Source organism: Methylolobus aquaticus, assembly GCF_054172105.1.
On sequence record NZ_JBSYXP010000001.1, the window covers coordinates 502,096 to 516,831 of the forward strand.

The following is a 14,736-nucleotide window of genomic DNA, read 5'->3' on the forward strand; positions in this document are numbered from 1 at the left end:
TTCGCTCCACACCTGTTCAATGGAGTTGCAGATGACCATACGTTCCGAATCCTTGCGAATTGAGGGTATGCAGTGCAGTGGTTGCGAAACCACGATCGAGGACGCAGTCAAGGTCCTCGATGGCATTATTGACGTCAGTGCCCATTTTGGCACCTCGGATATCGCGGTCCGGTACGACGATGCTGTTCTTCGCCTGAGCCGCATTCTGGCGGCCATCGAGGACAAAGGCTATGTTGCCACTACGGTTGGTCTGACTGCGCCGCCGATGAGGCGGACCGGCGCTTGGCTGCTGTCCGTAACAAAGTACGCGGTGGTGTTGACCCTGGTCGGCGGGTTGGTCTATTGGGGGATCGCCATCATGCCCGGTGTGATGGCGAAAATGCACGACCCGCAAGTGGGCCACGCGATGCTCGTTGCGGTCGGGTTCCTGACGGGATTTCATTGCATCGGCATGTGCGGCAGCTTCGTGGTGTCGTACACCACAGGCGGTGAACCGCGCACACTGAACTCGGTGATCGCGGCCCATGCCTTGTACGGGGCCGGCAAGACCGTATCGTATGCGGTGCTGGGCGCAGGGTTCGGAGCGCTGGGCGCTCTGTTGACCATCACGCCCTTCATGCGCGGTGTCGTCGCGGCGATCTCCGGCGTCTATCTGATTCTCTGGGGCATTCGCATGCTCAAGCTGTTCTCGGGAATGGCCTGGCTGAACTGGGCCTTTCCGCAAGCGGTCATGCGCGGGGTGCAGAGCGGAATCCGACGGCAACCGAAGCCGCTGATGATCGGTCTGATGTCGGGTTTTCTGCTCGGGTGCGGAGCGCTGCAGGCGATGTATGTCATGGCGGCAGGGACGGGCAGTCCCCGGGAGGGGGCGCTGATCCTGGCCTTGTTCGGGCTGGGAACGTTGGGACCGCTGCTCGGTTTCGGCTTTTTCGCACATCTGCTGTCGCGACGGGTCCTGAACGAATTACTCCGTGTCTCCGGGTTACTGGTTCTGATCATGGGATTATTGATGACCGACCGGGGACTTCGGCTCACGGAGTCCGGCTATGATTTCGCGACGCTCCGCGCTCGCTGGCATTCCCTGATGAACGATCTGTCCCACCCACCGCCAGGGGACCATGCGCATCATCATTAGGCGAAGCCTCAGACCGAATCACAACGGATTGCGAATGGGAGTAATGACATGTCCTTAGAAAGTGAGAAGCTGATTGGTGGAGTTTCGCCATGGCTCCGTGCCAGCCTCGCGGCGCTTGGTGCGGCGCTGCTGATGACCGGTTGCGCGACCCGCCCGGGAGAGGATGCACCCCTACTGAGTCTTCAGGGTAAGCCGCTCAGCGGTTATGTCAGGATGGAAGAGGTTCAGGTTGCCTACATCGGCAGCGCCGGGGGTGGGCATGGAACGCTGAGTTTCCATGGCCGTGAACATGCGTTCACGGTCGGAGGTTTGGGCGTTGGCGGTATCGGGGTTTCGTCGATCGATGCCTCGGGCGAGGTTTTTAACCTCAAGTCCCTGGCCGCCTTTCCCGGAGCTTATGTGCAGGGCCGGGTGGGCTTCGCGCTGGGCGACACCAGCAAAGGCGATCTGTGGTTGCAGAACGAGAATGGCGTGATCATGCACCTCAAGGCGAAGCGAACGGGGCTCATGCTGAGCCTCGGCGGTGACGCGGTCGTGATCACGATGGAAGAATGAAGCGGGTTCGGCAACCCGCGCGCCCGCGGTCGAAAGCGCCGCGGGCGGAGTCGCTGCTGCCAGGCCGCTGTCAGGCGGCCGCGTCGGTATCGACGCGACCGTAGTGGCTATCGATGTAGCGTTCCACCAGTTCCTGAAACTCTTCGGCGATATGATCGCCTTTCAGCGTGACCGTCTTTACGCCGTCTTCGAAGACCGGTGCCACTGGCTGTTCGCCCGTGCCGGGCAGACTGATGCCGATATTGGCGTTCTTGCTCTCGCCCGGGCCGTTGACCACACAGCCCATGACGGCCACATTCATGTCCTCGACGCCGCGGTAGACTTTGCGCCACTCGGGCATCTTGTGGCGGAGGTGGCTTTGGATCTGTTGCGCCAGCTTCTGAAAATAATCGCTGGTCGTGCGGCCGCAGCCCGGGCAGGAGATGACCATCGGCGTGAACGACCGTATGCCCATCGTCTGCAGGATTTCCTGTGCGACGATGACTTCCAGCGTGCGGTCGGCGCCCGGTTCGGGCGTCAGAGAGATGCGAATGGTATCGCCGATACCCTGGTTCATCAGGACCGACAGCGCCGCCGTTGACGCAACGATACCTTTGGACCCCATTCCGGCTTCTGTAAGGCCCAGATGCAACGCATAGTCGCACCGCGACGAAAGCGCTTCGTAGACCGCGATCAACTCCTGAACGCCGCTCATCTTGCATGACAGCACGATGCGGTCCTTGGGCAGGCCCAACTCGACCGCCCGGTGGGCACTTTCCAGCGCAGACGTGATCACTGCTTCGCGCATGACCTCGGGCAGCGGCCTGGGCTCATTCAACTGCGCGTTTTCGTCCAGCAGGCGCGCGAGGACCTGCTGATCGAGGCTGCCCCAGTTGACGCCGATGCGGACCGGTTTGGCATACTGGCACGCGAACTCGATCATCTGCGCAAATTGCGGATCGCGTTTCGAGCCCCGGCCGACGTTGCCGGGGTTGATACGGTATTTGCCCAGCGCCTCGGCGCAGTCGGGATATTTGGCCAGCAATTTGTGGCCATTGAAGTGGAAATCACCGATCAGCGGCACGGTGCAGCCGCGCCGGTCGAGTGCGTCGCGAATGCGGGCAACCGCGGCGGCGGATTCCTCGTTGTTGACGGTGATGCGCACCAGCTCCGAACCCGCACGCGCCAGTTCATAAACCTGCTGGACGGTACCATTGATGTCTGCCGTGTCGGTGTTGGTCATTGATTGAACCACGACCGGGGCACCGCCACCGATCTGGACCTCACCCACCTTGACGCCGACTGTGTTCTTTCGCTGCATCATCTAAACCTATCTGACTGAATCTGTTTGCGACTGCGGTCCCGACGACCCTTAGTCGCCACGAAGGGCGGAACGTCCCGGAGAAATCCGTCAGCTAACTGCATCGTTACAGCCAGCGAGTCGGTAGCAGCCTTGTTGTAAGGCAGTGTATTGTAACAGGCGACTCTGCGAGTAGCCCGCGCGGTCCGCTCCGCTGACGGTTCGTGGCCGGCGCAAATCCCAACACTAATTTCCGAGTTCCTGGCTCGGGTGTCAAGCGTCTTCGACCCATGGCGCAACCCCTGGAGGTTCTCCTTCAACGACGGTGGACATGGTTAGCGGCGGCGGGGGCATCCGGGGTCCCTTCTCACTTCGCCACGAGATACCGCGCGGACTCCTTCAGGTGTTCGGGGGTCATGGCGCGGCGGTAGTCTTCGGTCATCGCCGGGGTTAGCAGCTCGATCAGGAAGCGGTTTTCGACCCAGAACTCGATGACCCGGAAGTCCCGTCGCTCGCAGGTCACGGTACGCCAGTCCTCGCGACGGCCGATCTCCCGGATCTCCTCCTCCGACAGACTCACTGAGATCGCGGCATGGGTGCCGCTGAAAATGTCCGGCTGCGGATTCGTGACGGCGTGTACTGCGTCTGTCCGCCCGCCCGGGACGAGTTCCGTGCCCAGTGGGTAGACCTCGATGGCCGTGCCCGAGGAGCCGTCGGCGATGGCGATATGACTGCCGGGAAAGATCGCAAAGGGAAAGCTGCGGCCGCCTAGCACTTCGGCCAGAACCGCGGCGACATGCGCCGGGCTCCGGGCCGTGATCGAGAAATGATGAATCATGGTCCGTTATCCTTCGTGGTGGCAGGCGAAGCAGTTGTCTGAGATTCCGGTGCCGGGGCGACGATCTCGTTGGCCACTCTGAGCCAGACGTCCGCATGACAGGGCTCCGTCAGCGGACAAAAGCACATCAGATCCTTGCCGCGTAGCGCCTCGCGTGCGGCGGCGATCAACTCGGGTTGGTTTCGCAGATAGTCTTCGAAACGTGCCACCGCCGTTGCGTGATCTCCATGCTCGACCGGAAAGGGGTTACCCCAGCGGCTCGGTCGCGCGACGCTGACGGCGCCTGCAGGTTTGCGCCAGCCCTTGACGCGGCGTTGCTGGACGCGGCGCGGCATCGCCTAGGGAGCCTCCAGGGGTGAGGTTGGCATCGCGTCGTGGAGGCAACCGTCGAGCAGGCGTCCGGTCAGGTCCTTGCGCACGCCTCCCCACTGTTTGAAAAAGAACGCGGTACCGGACCTGCGACATTGATCGCGTAGGTCCCGAGCCCACTCGGCCTGCATCGCGCGGGCCCCAGGCCCCGACTCCCCGCCGACGATCAGCCAATGCATGCGGCTCAGATCGAGATTCTCCAGCGGGCCGATCAGGGGTTCGCAGGACAGAAAGCGCACGGCAGCCGGCACGGTGCGCAGATCGTCGATTCGGTCCGTCACGGCGGCGTTTTCGACGCTGACGCCCATCCAGACATTCGGCGTCCATTGCAGCGCTCTTGCCAGGTGTGCCAGCCGTTGACTGCGTTTGGTGAGGATCTGGAACGTATGTTGCGGGCAACTGGCCATCGTTGCGAAAACCCGCTGAATGAAGCTTTCCGGGATGTCTTCATGAAACAGATCGCTCATTGAGTTCACGAACACGCGCGACGGCTTCTTCCAGCGGCGGGGCGCATCGATCAGGTCTTCGTGCAGGCGGAGCTCGAAACCGTCAGGATAGCGTGGGTTGCCCATGGCCTGGAGCCGCGTGGCCATGCGCTCGGCATAGCAGTGCTTGCAACCCTGGCTCAGCTTGGTGCAGCCGGTGACCGGGTTCCAGGTCATCTCGGTCCATTCGATGCGGGTCTTCGTGGTCATCGCTGCCGGTAGCGGAGGCGCACGAGGCCCTAGATGAGTCCCAGCGCGAAACCGAGCACGAGGATCAGGACGGCGGTGACCAGCAGCTTCAGCGAGAAGTCGGCCGCCTTGCGGAGCCAGCGGTCCCGGAGCACCATGAAACGGGACAATCGGTCGAGGTCTGCCGGCTCGGGGTCGGTGACCGTGCGGCCGTCGGTGTCGAGATGGACCAAGGCTTCTGCTCGTGTCCTCCGGAACTGGTCGAGTTGCTCGAGCAAGCGGCCGCAATCGAACGCCAGGGTCAGCGCGTCCTCAACCTCCAGGGATGATTGGTCGGGAGTCACCCGACTGTTCAGTCGTGTGGCCGTCTGCCGTAACAGGGCGCTGATTTCGTCGGGGAGTTCGGTGGCAACCGACTGGGCGAGTTGTTCAAGACCTTCCCCGCGCGCACCGAAGTCGCGGATCAGCGCCTGTTCGACCCGCTGCACGTAGGCTCCGGTCACGGGATTCAGATCCTTCATCGCGGTGTCGTAACCTGGGGCCCGGGTAACTGCCTGATCATCAGCGCAGCCATTCGATCACATGCTCGTCGATACAGCCGACCTGCTCCTCGGAGATCGCGAAGGACCTGATCGAGATGCCGGCGCGGTGCACGGCGTCGGTTCGTCCCGCGATCAGGGGGTGCCATTCGGGCAGATCGTGACCCTCCGCGATGAGACGATAGCCGCAGGTGCTCGGCAGCCACTGTGGGTGGTCGAGGGCATCGCGGATTTGAAGGCACTCCGGTACTCGCTCACTGCGGTTCGCATAATCGGTACAGCGACACTGGTCGATGTCGAGCAAGCGGCAGGCGACGCTCGTGAACAGGATTTCCCCCGTGTCCTCGTCCTCGATCTTGTGCAGACAGCACTTCGCGCAACCGTCGCACAGGCTCTCCCAGGCTTCCGGTGACAGTTCGTTCAGGGCCTTTCCCTTCCATCCATCGTCGATCATCGCGCTTTATCGGGTGGTTTGCCGGTATCAGTTCCCTATTGTTACCGAACTTGCGCCTTGAAGATATGCCACAAATGGGGTGGACGGGTCAGTCCCGGGGCTTGGTCTCGCCGCGGCATGCGTCCCGGGCGCCGGATTGCCAGAACCAGTAGAACGGCAATCCGGCGATCAGCAGGGCGATGCCCAGGCCGGTGTCTCCCGGTCTCTGGATCAGCATGCTGCAGCAGAATGCTGCGGCGACGGCGACGAAACACAGCGGGACCCAGGGGTAGCCCGGAACGCGGTAAGGCCGCAGCGCATACGGCTGACTTCGTCGCAATGCAATGACCGAGAAGGCAGTGATGCCGTAGAAGCCCCACATGCCGAAGATCGCGAAGTTGAACAGCCGTTCGAAGGCCAGTTTGTCGTGTCCGAACAGCACGATCAGGCCGCACGCGAAAAGGGCTTGCAGCAGCAGGGCCTTGGCGGGTGTGCGATGGTTCGGGTTGAGGTCGGCCATGTGGCGGAAGAACAGCCCGTCGCGAGCCATCGCATACGATACCCGTGCCCCCGAAAGAATCGCGCCGTTCAGGGCCGCGAGGGTCGAAATCAGCGCGGCGATGGTGATTGCCCCGGCACCCCAAGCACCGAACAGGCGTTCCGCGACGTCCTGCGCGACGTGGGTGGAATGCTGCAGGCTTGCGAGTGGCAGGGCATAGAAGTAGGCCACGTTGATCAACAGGTACACAGCCATGACCAAGATGATGCCGAACACGAGCACCTTGGGGATCACGCGCTGCGGGTCGCGCACCTCGCCTGCGACCATGTTGACGTTGTTCCAGCCGTCATAGGCCCACAAGGCAGCCGACAGGGCGGCGAAAAAGCCGCCGACCAGCGTGGCGCTGCTTGAGGCCTGATCCGCAGCCAGCACCGGGAATTCGGCCCAGGAACCGCGGCCGCTGCTGAGGACCAGCGCCGCGAGCGCCAGGATGGCTGCGACCTTGAGGGCCGTCAGGACCGTCTGCACGCTGCCGCCGATAGCAATGCCGAGATAGTTCACCGCGGTCAGCAGAATCACGGTCGCCAGCGCGACAGCCTGCGTCCCGTTGAAGCTCCAGTCACCGATCGAACCGAGTTCCGACGCCAGCCAGGGAAAGAAAAAGCCCAGGAACAGTGCAAAGCCGGTGGCGATGCTGGCGATCGACCCGGTCTTGCCGATCGCGATCTGTTGCCAGCCGTACAGAAAGCCCCAGACCGGCCCGTAAGCCCGACGCAGGTAGGCGTATTCCCCACCGGCCTCCGGATAGGCTGCGCCCAGTTCGGCGTAACTCAATGCGCCGGCCAAGGAAAGTAGACCGCCGAATACCCAGATGAAGAAGACACCCGGAACCGAGCCCATTTCCCGCGCCATCGTGGACGGCACCAGGAAGATGCCGGTGCCGATGACCGACCCGGCCAGCAGTGCCCCGGCGCCGAGCCAACCCAGTGCCCGATTCAGTTCCAACGTCGCCGGATTGCGACCACGCATCATCGGTGCAGGCCGGGGTGGTAGCGGTCGGGCCCGCACGCGGCGGTGATCGATCTCGTGCGTCGCATCGCGTTACAGCCGATTTTCGACCACGACGAACCAGGGGCGGCGCTTGATGGGTTGCAGATACCCGCTGCCGTCCAGAGTCAGGACGCTCTTGGATACGGAGTTGCGCACATTGCCGCCGATCACTTCGAGCGTGGAGCCCTCGCGCGTGACGACGATGTCGCAATGCAGCTTGTTGTTGTCCAAAAAGGAGGCATCGGCGGGACCGCGGAGCATGGGCGCGCCATAGTGCTCGCGGGTTGCGCAGATCAGGTCGCCGGGCTGGGCGCGGTACTCCCGGATGCCGTGCGGAACGAAGCCCTGCCCCGGCATCCCATTGTCGCGAACGAATTGCTTGAGATACACCCAATGCGCTCGGGCCGGAGGGAACTGAAAGGACGGTACGCCCGCCCGTTGCATGACATAGCTGATGAACGCCGCAGACCACGGCTGCTTGCAGTCATTCCCGTCGAGCCCGGGCATGCCGACGGCGCTCCAGTACATGTTGACCCGGAACACATGGCTGTCGTCATCTTCCCAGAACCCGACGTGCGGGATGCTCTCCTCGTTGCCCTGATAGACGACGCGTTGCTGGCCGAAGTAGTCCCACTCCGCCTTGGCGACGTTGACGATGGCCCTTTTCGTCGGACTCAAGGGCGGCGGCCGCTTGACGGGTACCGAGACGGGGACCTCGGCGACCGGGGACGGCAAGACCGGCGGCGGCTTCTTCTGGCCACCGCAACCGCTCAGAGACAAACCTGCGCACAGGGCGATCGTCTTGATCTTCGACATGGGCATCCGGGAGATGAAGGGGAATGGATGAAATCGGTGCTCGGGCCGACAGGAACGCGGTCAGCGCGGTGGTCGTCGCGTTTCGTGGAACCAGACGCGGTATTGTTCCATCCGCGCGCGCTGGTCGGACGGGGCATGAGACCGGCAGGTCGCGGCTTCCGCTGACGAAGGATCCGCTCCCCAGCGCAGCTCGACGCAGTCGTTGGGGTTGTACGCGGCCTCGAGGGCCCGCTGGCGGGCGAACAAGTCGGCCAGGGTCAAGGTCCAGGCACTGCCGTCGCTGCGGTGGTAGGTGATTTCGCGCTGAGCGATGCTGCGCTCATGCAGGGCCTCGATTTCCTGCCTGGCGGTTCCTGGGGAGCGGCCATCGAGTCGGTAGAGTTCCGGGTAGCGGACGATACGCTCCGGCACAGCCGCCAGCACATTCATGGCAATCAGCAGCCGCATGTCCCGGGAGGGAGTGGCATAGTCCTCCCACGCGCCTATGGTCTCGAAAATTGCTGCACCGCTGGGCATCGGGATGACCGCCCGCGGATTGCGGCGGCGATAGGTCTCCCCGTTCTCGACCGATTCGATTCGCGTCTGAACCTGTTCGAGCAGGGCATCCAGCGTGTCGGTGTAGGCCTGCTCCGGATCGAGCCCGCGCGGATTGATCAACTGACTCATGCGGGCATAAAAGTCTTCGCTGCCGAGGTCGCGCTGCTCGGCCGAGTACGGTGAGAAGCGGGGATCATCCAGCAAGGCCAGATTCGACAGCAACCGCGCGGGGCCCGCGCCGTCGCGGTCGACGGCCAGCGGTCGGAAGGCCTTGAATCCCGGGCCGGCGCTGCGGATGCCCCCGGCAAACAGAAACGTGCCTTCCCAAAAACGCTTGCGCGTGACCGAGTTGTCGGGCTGCGCGTCGACGGCCAGCAACAAACCGCTCTGATTCGCCGTCTGTGGCAGCCACTTGACCAGGATCAGCACGTGACCGTAGGGGTCGGCGTAGACGCTGCCCGGCCACAAGGTCTCCCGCCGCAGCGGGATGGGGTAGAAATCGGTTTGATTGTCGCTCAGGCCGGTGCGCGCACTGCCGGAGTGCACGGTGTCAACCAACCGTCGCGCCACTCGCTGGAAGCTCGCGGTAGCGGCCGGCTGTCCAGTGAATCCGGTCTCGATCAGGGGAGCGCCACACTGCGGCGGCGCTGCGGAACTGCCTCGGCTGCAGGTCCGAAAGGACAGCGGGAGGCCAACTTTCCACGCAAAGTAGGTGCGCAGGAAATAGGGGAGGTCAGCGCAATCGGGTTCTGCCGGCAGACGCCGGTCCTCGTCCCAGCCGAGATGACCATACAGAAAGTTCCTCTCGGCATTGCGCAGGACCGGCTCCAGCGAGGGAAAGCTCAGATTCTCACCGGGCGGCGCGTCGAACAGCTTTTCGATCCAGGCCGCGTAAAAGGCCTCGGTCTTTCGATCCCAGCCGCGGTCCGCCGGTCCACTCGTTGGGCGCCGCGCCGTGAATTCGGAGCAGCCGATCACAGTCCCGTTGGACCTGGCCTGGAACACGTAATGTCCGGCATCCAGCTCGTCGAAAACGGCTTCGACGCTCCAGGGCGGCCCACCGCGGGCGGTCGTCGACAGCCGGCGGGTCGTGCCCTGATCGCTGACGACCATGATGTCATCGAGTGCGTCGGTCGCCGAGACGGCAAGAATGCGGAGGGGTTCGCCAGGTTGCGGTGTCCGCGGGGAGAACCACAGGGCCGTATCGCCGGCATCGCTGGTGCAGGTTACCTCTCCGGCGGTCGCAGGTTCCGAGGCACTCATCATGACCAGGACGAGCAGTGCGGCAACAAAGACGGAGAGCCGCTTCACCGGTCGGTGCGCGTCAGTCGTCTGGTCGCGCGCGCGAGGGGACACGGACCGCGTGTCGCGTGGGATCGCCGTGCTGTTGAATCGGAGTGTGGTCTGCCGCATCGAGCGTACTTCCCGCGCCTGTCGAATACCGCTTTCGGTCAACAATTTGCCAATTCATTATGCAGAATTCGGGCAGGCAGCGACAGGTGCCGCGTACACCGCCGTGGCGGTACCGAAAACGGGGGAAGCGGCTATCGTTCGCGCGTGCGCAGCCTTATACAGCTTCGTTCGATACGAGTTTTGCGGTACATTTTGAAGTGAGCCCCTTGTTCCGAGTGGTCGTGTGCCATGTTTCCAGAGCCCGAGTCCCTCAAGCTCATTTTTGATGCACTGGCATTCGCCGCGGACATGCACCGCGATCAACGCCGCAAAAACGCCGAACAGGCACCGTACATCAACCATCCGATCGCGCTGGCCCAGATCCTGGTCCGCGAGGGTCGCGTGACCGATCCAGCCGTGATCTGTGCGGCGCTGCTGCACGATACGATCGAGGACACGGTAGCGGAACCGATCGATATCGAACAGCGATTCGGTCCTGAGATCTGCGCCATCGTGCTTGAGGTCACCGACGACAAACGGTTGCCGCAGCATGAGCGCAAGCGCCTGCAGATCGAACATTCTCCCGTGCTGTCGGATGCGGCAAAGCTCGTCAAACTCGCGGACAAGATTTGCAATCTGCGCGACGTTGCCGAATCCCCGCCCGTCGGCTGGACCCTGGAGCGCAGGCAGGAATACTTCGACTGGGCGATGGCGGTCGTCGACGGGCTGCGTGGAGTGTCGCCGGTCCTCGAACTCGCTTTCGATCAGGCTTATGCCCTGCGACCGGGCGCATGAACGGGACCTCCGGCCAATCCTGTCCCTGCGGCAGCGGTGACAGCTACGCGGCCTGCTGCGGCCGCTATCACCTGGGTGATCGGCCGACGACTGCTGAAGTACTGATGCGCTCCCGCTATTCGGCGTATGTACGGGGACTGCATGATTATCTGAGGGAGACCTGGCATCCAAGCACCCGGCCCGAGGGCGCGGCAGCCACTGAGCCGCCAACGAGATGGCTGGGCCTGCGGGTCAAGCGATCGGAGCATATCGATGCCGACCATGCGATCGTCGAATTCGAAGCACGATACAAGGTTAACGGGCGCGCCTTTCGCATCCATGAGATCAGCCGTTTCGCACGCGAGGGCGGTCTCTGGTTCTACATCGACGGCCATTTTCCGGAAGGGTAAAGGGTAAATCTGCGAGCCGTGTTCCTGGCTCATGGGCTTGCATGGGCAGCGTCGGGCAGCTTTAAGGTCCGCGCGGTTTCGCGGGTACGTAGAGCGGCCGGTAAGGACGCGATGACCCGGTCGCGCGCGGGGACCGGATCGCTGAAGAAGGGTGCCGGGGTATCGGTGACCCTGGGGGGAAGGTCACCTTTCCCGCACTTGCGTGCGGCAACCCCGGCACAAAACAGTGGGCGCGCAGACAGCCCCCCGGCTGCCGGCTACCCTGTGGTTCAGGGTGCCAGAGTATCGGCGACCCTGGGGGGAAGGTCACCTTTCCCGCACTTGCGTGCGGCAACCCCGGCACAAAACAGTGGGCGCGCAGACGGTTCCCCGGGCCGCCGGCTACCCGCGCCGCGAAGCGGAAGCCGACCGTCGGGGCCCGCGCCGTTTCGTCGCGTGCCGGTCGGGCGGAAAGTCCGCGCCTGACCGGCTGTGGTTCAGGGTGCCGGGGTATCGGTGACCCTGGGGGGAAGGTCACCTTTCCCGCACTTGCGTGCGGCAACCCCGGCACAAAACAGTGGGCGGGCGGCCTCCAGACCGCCGGCTACCCGCGCGGCGAAGCGGAGGCGGACCGTTGGGACCCGCGCCATTTCGTCGCGTGCCGGTCGGGCGGAAAGTCCGCGCCTGACCGGCTGTGGTTCAGGGTGCCGGGGTATCGGCGACCTTGGGGGGAAGGGCACCTTTCCCGCACTTGCGTGCGGCAACCCCGGCACAAAACAATGGGCGCGCAAACGGTCCCCCGGGCCGCCGGCTACCCGCGCGCCGAAGCGGAGGCAGGCCCGTTGGGACCGCGCCATTTCGTCGCGTGCCGGTCGGGCGGAAAATCCGCGCCTGGCCGGCTGTGGTTCAGGGTGCCGGGGTATCGGCGACCTTGGGGGGAAGGGCACCTTTCCCGCACTTGCGTGCGGCAACCCCGGCACAAAACAATGGGCGCGCAAACGATCCCCCGGGCCGCCGGCTACCCGCGCGCCGAAGCGGAGGCAGGCCCGTTGGGACCCGCGCCATTTCGTCGCGTGCCGGTCGCGCGGTGAGTTCGCGTGATGACCGGCTCTGGTAAGAGGAAGCCGGGATATCGGCGACCCTGGGGGGAAGGTCACCTTTCCCGCACTCGCGTGCGGTAACCCCGGCATAAACGATTCACTTACAGCGATATCGATCGTGTGACTAATTGCGGACCGTGTCCGGGAGCCCCGCGCAGCGCCACCCGGCCTGATTTGGCTCGGCGAAGCCAAAGGGCCTGGCCGCGCGACCCGGACAATCGGCGTCTCGTGTTCGGCCAGGCCCACCGAGTTGACTCCGATGTCGCTCCGGCGAACATCAACTCGCTGTATAGGCGGTCCCAAATCCGTGCTGTTTCAATGCGTCTATGTAAAGCATAGGTCGTGCCATGGTGAAAAACCGCTTTAAAAACAGTCATCCGATGTTTTTGTCGGCGGGCGCTGTCAAGCGGGCCTTACACCATTCGGAATAGCTTCCGTTAACCCACGCCGCTCATGCGGGCGACTCGGTAGTGCCGGCATCGAGTGAATGCTCTGGCTGCCGCACGGCTTGGCCAGTGCCACGGAGGTCGGAAAGTGGCCCGCACCTTCAATCCGGTTATGCCGCAAGCGGTAGGAATTTCAAGTGTCCCGCATCGCTGCGTGACGACCAATACGTATATCTGCGTACATGGGGGGCGGGTCGAAGGGACCAGCGTAAGGGTTCCCGATGCGACTCGGTCGGGTATTCAATCGCGAGGATTGTCAGGCGGGTGTCCTGGCTTTCGCCCGAGGGCTTGTCCCGGTAGTGAGCCTGCCGCGTTGCGCGGACGCGTCTCACGGCTCATTGCAGAGCGCGAGCCGTCGGAGTGAGGGTTCGCAGGGTGGCGAGCGCGTTCGTGACGCGCTGTTCCGACACGGCGATGGGAGTGGCGTGACCGCCGGCGGGTCGTAACCCGCGTTGAATACCCGGGGCGCAACGGTGCTTCGTGCCCGGCATGCTTGGCCGGGGGTCGGACTCCGAAACCCCTAAACGGCTAGGTACGGCGTGACTGGCACCCTGTCCGTCAGAGGGCTCGATCCGTGCTCGGCTTCCCGGATTGCCGGACCAGTCGCTAGTTGAGCCGCAGCCGCCAAAGCCCGACGAGCCAGAATATCGATGCAAAGCCCAACAGCACCGCGGTCTCGGGCAGGATGTCGCCGACACCGAGTCCGCGCACGATCACATCCTGATAGCCGGACAAGGCCCATGCATGGGGGGTGAGGCGGGAGAGTTGCTGCAGTCCCTCGGGCATCACGAAAGTTGGAACCATGATCCCGCCGAGTGCGGCCAACGTGATCGCGAGCAATACGGCCAAGGTGTCGACCTGTGCCTCGCTGTGCCCCAGCGCCGCGACCAGCAGGCCAAGACCGTTGGCGGCGGCTGCCGTGCCGAAGGACAGCAGGGAAAAGGCAGGCAGATTGCCGAGATGCATGCCGAAGACAGTCGCACCGACGGCAAACATCAGGGCGATCTGCAACAGATTGACCAGAAGGTAAGGCATCAGCTTGCCGATGATCAGGACGCTTTTCCGCACCGGTGCCGTCAACAAGCGGACGAAGGTGCCGTCGAGCCTTTCTCGCAGGAAGCTCTTGGCGATCGTCAGCACGATGAAGAATACGCCGAAGATGGCGTACGCCGGCACATTCTGCTCGGTTGCCGAGGGTCGTCGTGCGCGATCAAAGCCGCTGGGCGGCAGCAACTCAAGCTCGACGCGCTGCGCATCGTCGCCCAGTACCTCCGCTACCTCATCGGCCGGATCCGGAGGGGCTGCGGAAGGATCTCCCACCGTCGGGGGAGGGAGGTCGTCTGCCTCCGCGCCGAAAGCCTCCTCGAAACGTGCCGGCAACTGGGTCCCCAGGCGGACGCGCTCGATCACGCCGGTCAGCGTGCCGGCTACCATGGTTTGCAATTGGCGATTGATGGCCGGGTCGACGATCAGCGCCAGCGCGTCCGGTTCGTCGGAAAGGCGAGGGTCGTTTTCCGGCGAGCGGGCAGCGGCAGTCGCTGTTTCGATTCCGGCGATGCGGTCGCTGTAATCGGGTCCAAACAGCAGCGCAAAGGGATAGCGCCCCTGCCGAATCGCGGCCTCGGCGTCGTCCCGGGTCCACGGACCGCCGGGCCCCGATTCGACCAGGGTGACGCCTTCGAGTGCACGCGCCAGCTCAAGGGTGTCGCGGGCAGCTTCTCCCCGATCCTGGTTGACGATCAGGATTTGCAGCGGGTGGCTGCGGGTGCCGGCGTCGAACACCCCTTCCAGCGCCACACTCATGACCAGGATGAAAAAGGCCGGCATCAGAAACAACAGGGCGAGCGCCTGGCGATCGCGCCACAGCAGACGCAGTTCCTTAACGGCAATGGCGGCAATCGCTGACAGCAT

14 protein-coding genes are annotated in these 14,736 nt (G+C 63.8%); 4 read left to right on the top strand and 10 right to left on the bottom strand.

Annotation, left to right across the window (positions count from 1 at the left end):
• Nucleotides 1–31: 31 nt before the first annotated feature.
• Together ACW73L_RS02290 and ACW73L_RS02295 are read left to right on the top strand one after the other, a co-directional pair.
• Complete coding sequence (locus tag ACW73L_RS02290) at nucleotides 32–1,135, top strand: urease accessory protein UreH domain-containing protein (RefSeq protein WP_498919722.1); 1,104 nt, start codon at nucleotides 32–34, stop codon at nucleotides 1,133–1,135.
• A 48-nt stretch (nucleotides 1,136–1,183) separates the two neighbouring features.
• Complete coding sequence (locus tag ACW73L_RS02295) at nucleotides 1,184–1,690, top strand: hypothetical protein (RefSeq protein ID WP_498919723.1); 507 nt, start codon at nucleotides 1,184–1,186, stop codon at nucleotides 1,688–1,690.
• Between the two features lie 70 nt (nucleotides 1,691–1,760).
• Here the strand turns inward: ACW73L_RS02295 and ispG are convergent, their stop codons facing one another.
• From ispG to ACW73L_RS02340, 9 genes are all read right to left on the bottom strand, one after another.
• Complete coding sequence (gene ispG, locus ACW73L_RS02300) at nucleotides 1,761–2,993, bottom strand: flavodoxin-dependent (E)-4-hydroxy-3-methylbut-2-enyl-diphosphate synthase (protein WP_498919724.1); 1,233 nt, start codon at nucleotides 2,991–2,993, stop codon at nucleotides 1,761–1,763.
• Between the two features lie 343 nt (nucleotides 2,994–3,336).
• A complete protein-coding gene (locus ACW73L_RS02305; protein ID WP_129882281.1) occupies nucleotides 3,337–3,807 on the bottom strand; it encodes a hypothetical protein in 471 nt (156 codons plus the stop codon).
• Nucleotides 3,804–4,142, bottom strand: a complete 339-nt coding sequence (locus ACW73L_RS02310) for a DUF4326 domain-containing protein (protein ID WP_498919725.1) — start codon at nucleotides 4,140–4,142, stop codon at nucleotides 3,804–3,806. Before ACW73L_RS02310 ends, ACW73L_RS02305 begins: the two co-directional genes overlap by 4 nt.
• A 3-nt stretch (nucleotides 4,143–4,145) precedes the next feature.
• Nucleotides 4,146–4,871 (bottom strand): DUF5131 family protein, encoded by a 726-nt coding sequence (locus ACW73L_RS02315; RefSeq protein ID WP_498919726.1) that lies wholly within the window; start codon nucleotides 4,869–4,871, stop codon nucleotides 4,146–4,148.
• A gap of 29 nt (nucleotides 4,872–4,900) precedes the next feature.
• Entirely contained in the window at nucleotides 4,901–5,371 is a 471-nt protein-coding gene (locus ACW73L_RS02320; protein ID WP_498919727.1) for a hypothetical protein, read from the bottom strand.
• Nucleotides 5,372–5,411: 40 nt separating this feature from the next.
• Nucleotides 5,412–5,843 (bottom strand): YcgN family cysteine cluster protein, encoded by a 432-nt coding sequence (locus tag ACW73L_RS02325; protein WP_498919728.1) that lies wholly within the window; start codon nucleotides 5,841–5,843, stop codon nucleotides 5,412–5,414.
• An 88-nt stretch (nucleotides 5,844–5,931) separates the two neighbouring features.
• Nucleotides 5,932–7,353, bottom strand: a complete 1,422-nt coding sequence (locus ACW73L_RS02330; RefSeq protein ID WP_498919729.1) for an APC family permease — start codon at nucleotides 7,351–7,353, stop codon at nucleotides 5,932–5,934.
• Between the two features lie 69 nt (nucleotides 7,354–7,422).
• Complete coding sequence (locus ACW73L_RS02335) at nucleotides 7,423–8,187, bottom strand: DUF2272 domain-containing protein (RefSeq protein WP_498919730.1); 765 nt, start codon at nucleotides 8,185–8,187, stop codon at nucleotides 7,423–7,425.
• A gap of 60 nt (nucleotides 8,188–8,247) precedes the next feature.
• Nucleotides 8,248–10,035 carry a hypothetical protein gene (locus ACW73L_RS02340; RefSeq protein WP_498919731.1) on the bottom strand — a complete coding sequence of 596 codons (1,788 nt, stop codon included), beginning with the start codon at nucleotides 10,033–10,035 and terminating at the stop codon, nucleotides 8,248–8,250.
• Nucleotides 10,036–10,365: 330 nt separating this feature from the next.
• Here ACW73L_RS02340 and ACW73L_RS02345 point away from each other — a divergent pair, with 330 nt between their 5' ends.
• Nucleotides 10,366–10,911, top strand: a complete 546-nt coding sequence (locus tag ACW73L_RS02345) for an HD domain-containing protein (RefSeq protein WP_498919733.1) — start codon at nucleotides 10,366–10,368, stop codon at nucleotides 10,909–10,911.
• Nucleotides 10,908–11,300 (top strand): YchJ family protein, encoded by a 393-nt coding sequence (locus ACW73L_RS02350; protein ID WP_498919735.1) that lies wholly within the window; start codon nucleotides 10,908–10,910, stop codon nucleotides 11,298–11,300. The genes ACW73L_RS02345 and ACW73L_RS02350 overlap by 4 nt, the downstream gene beginning before the upstream one ends.
• A 2,131-nt stretch (nucleotides 11,301–13,431) precedes the next feature.
• Here ACW73L_RS02350 and ACW73L_RS02355 read toward each other — a convergent pair.
• The gene (locus ACW73L_RS02355) at nucleotides 13,432–14,736 is read right to left on the bottom strand and encodes an ABC transporter permease (RefSeq protein ID WP_498919736.1); all 1,305 of its coding nucleotides are present in this window, start codon (nucleotides 14,734–14,736) and stop codon (nucleotides 13,432–13,434) included.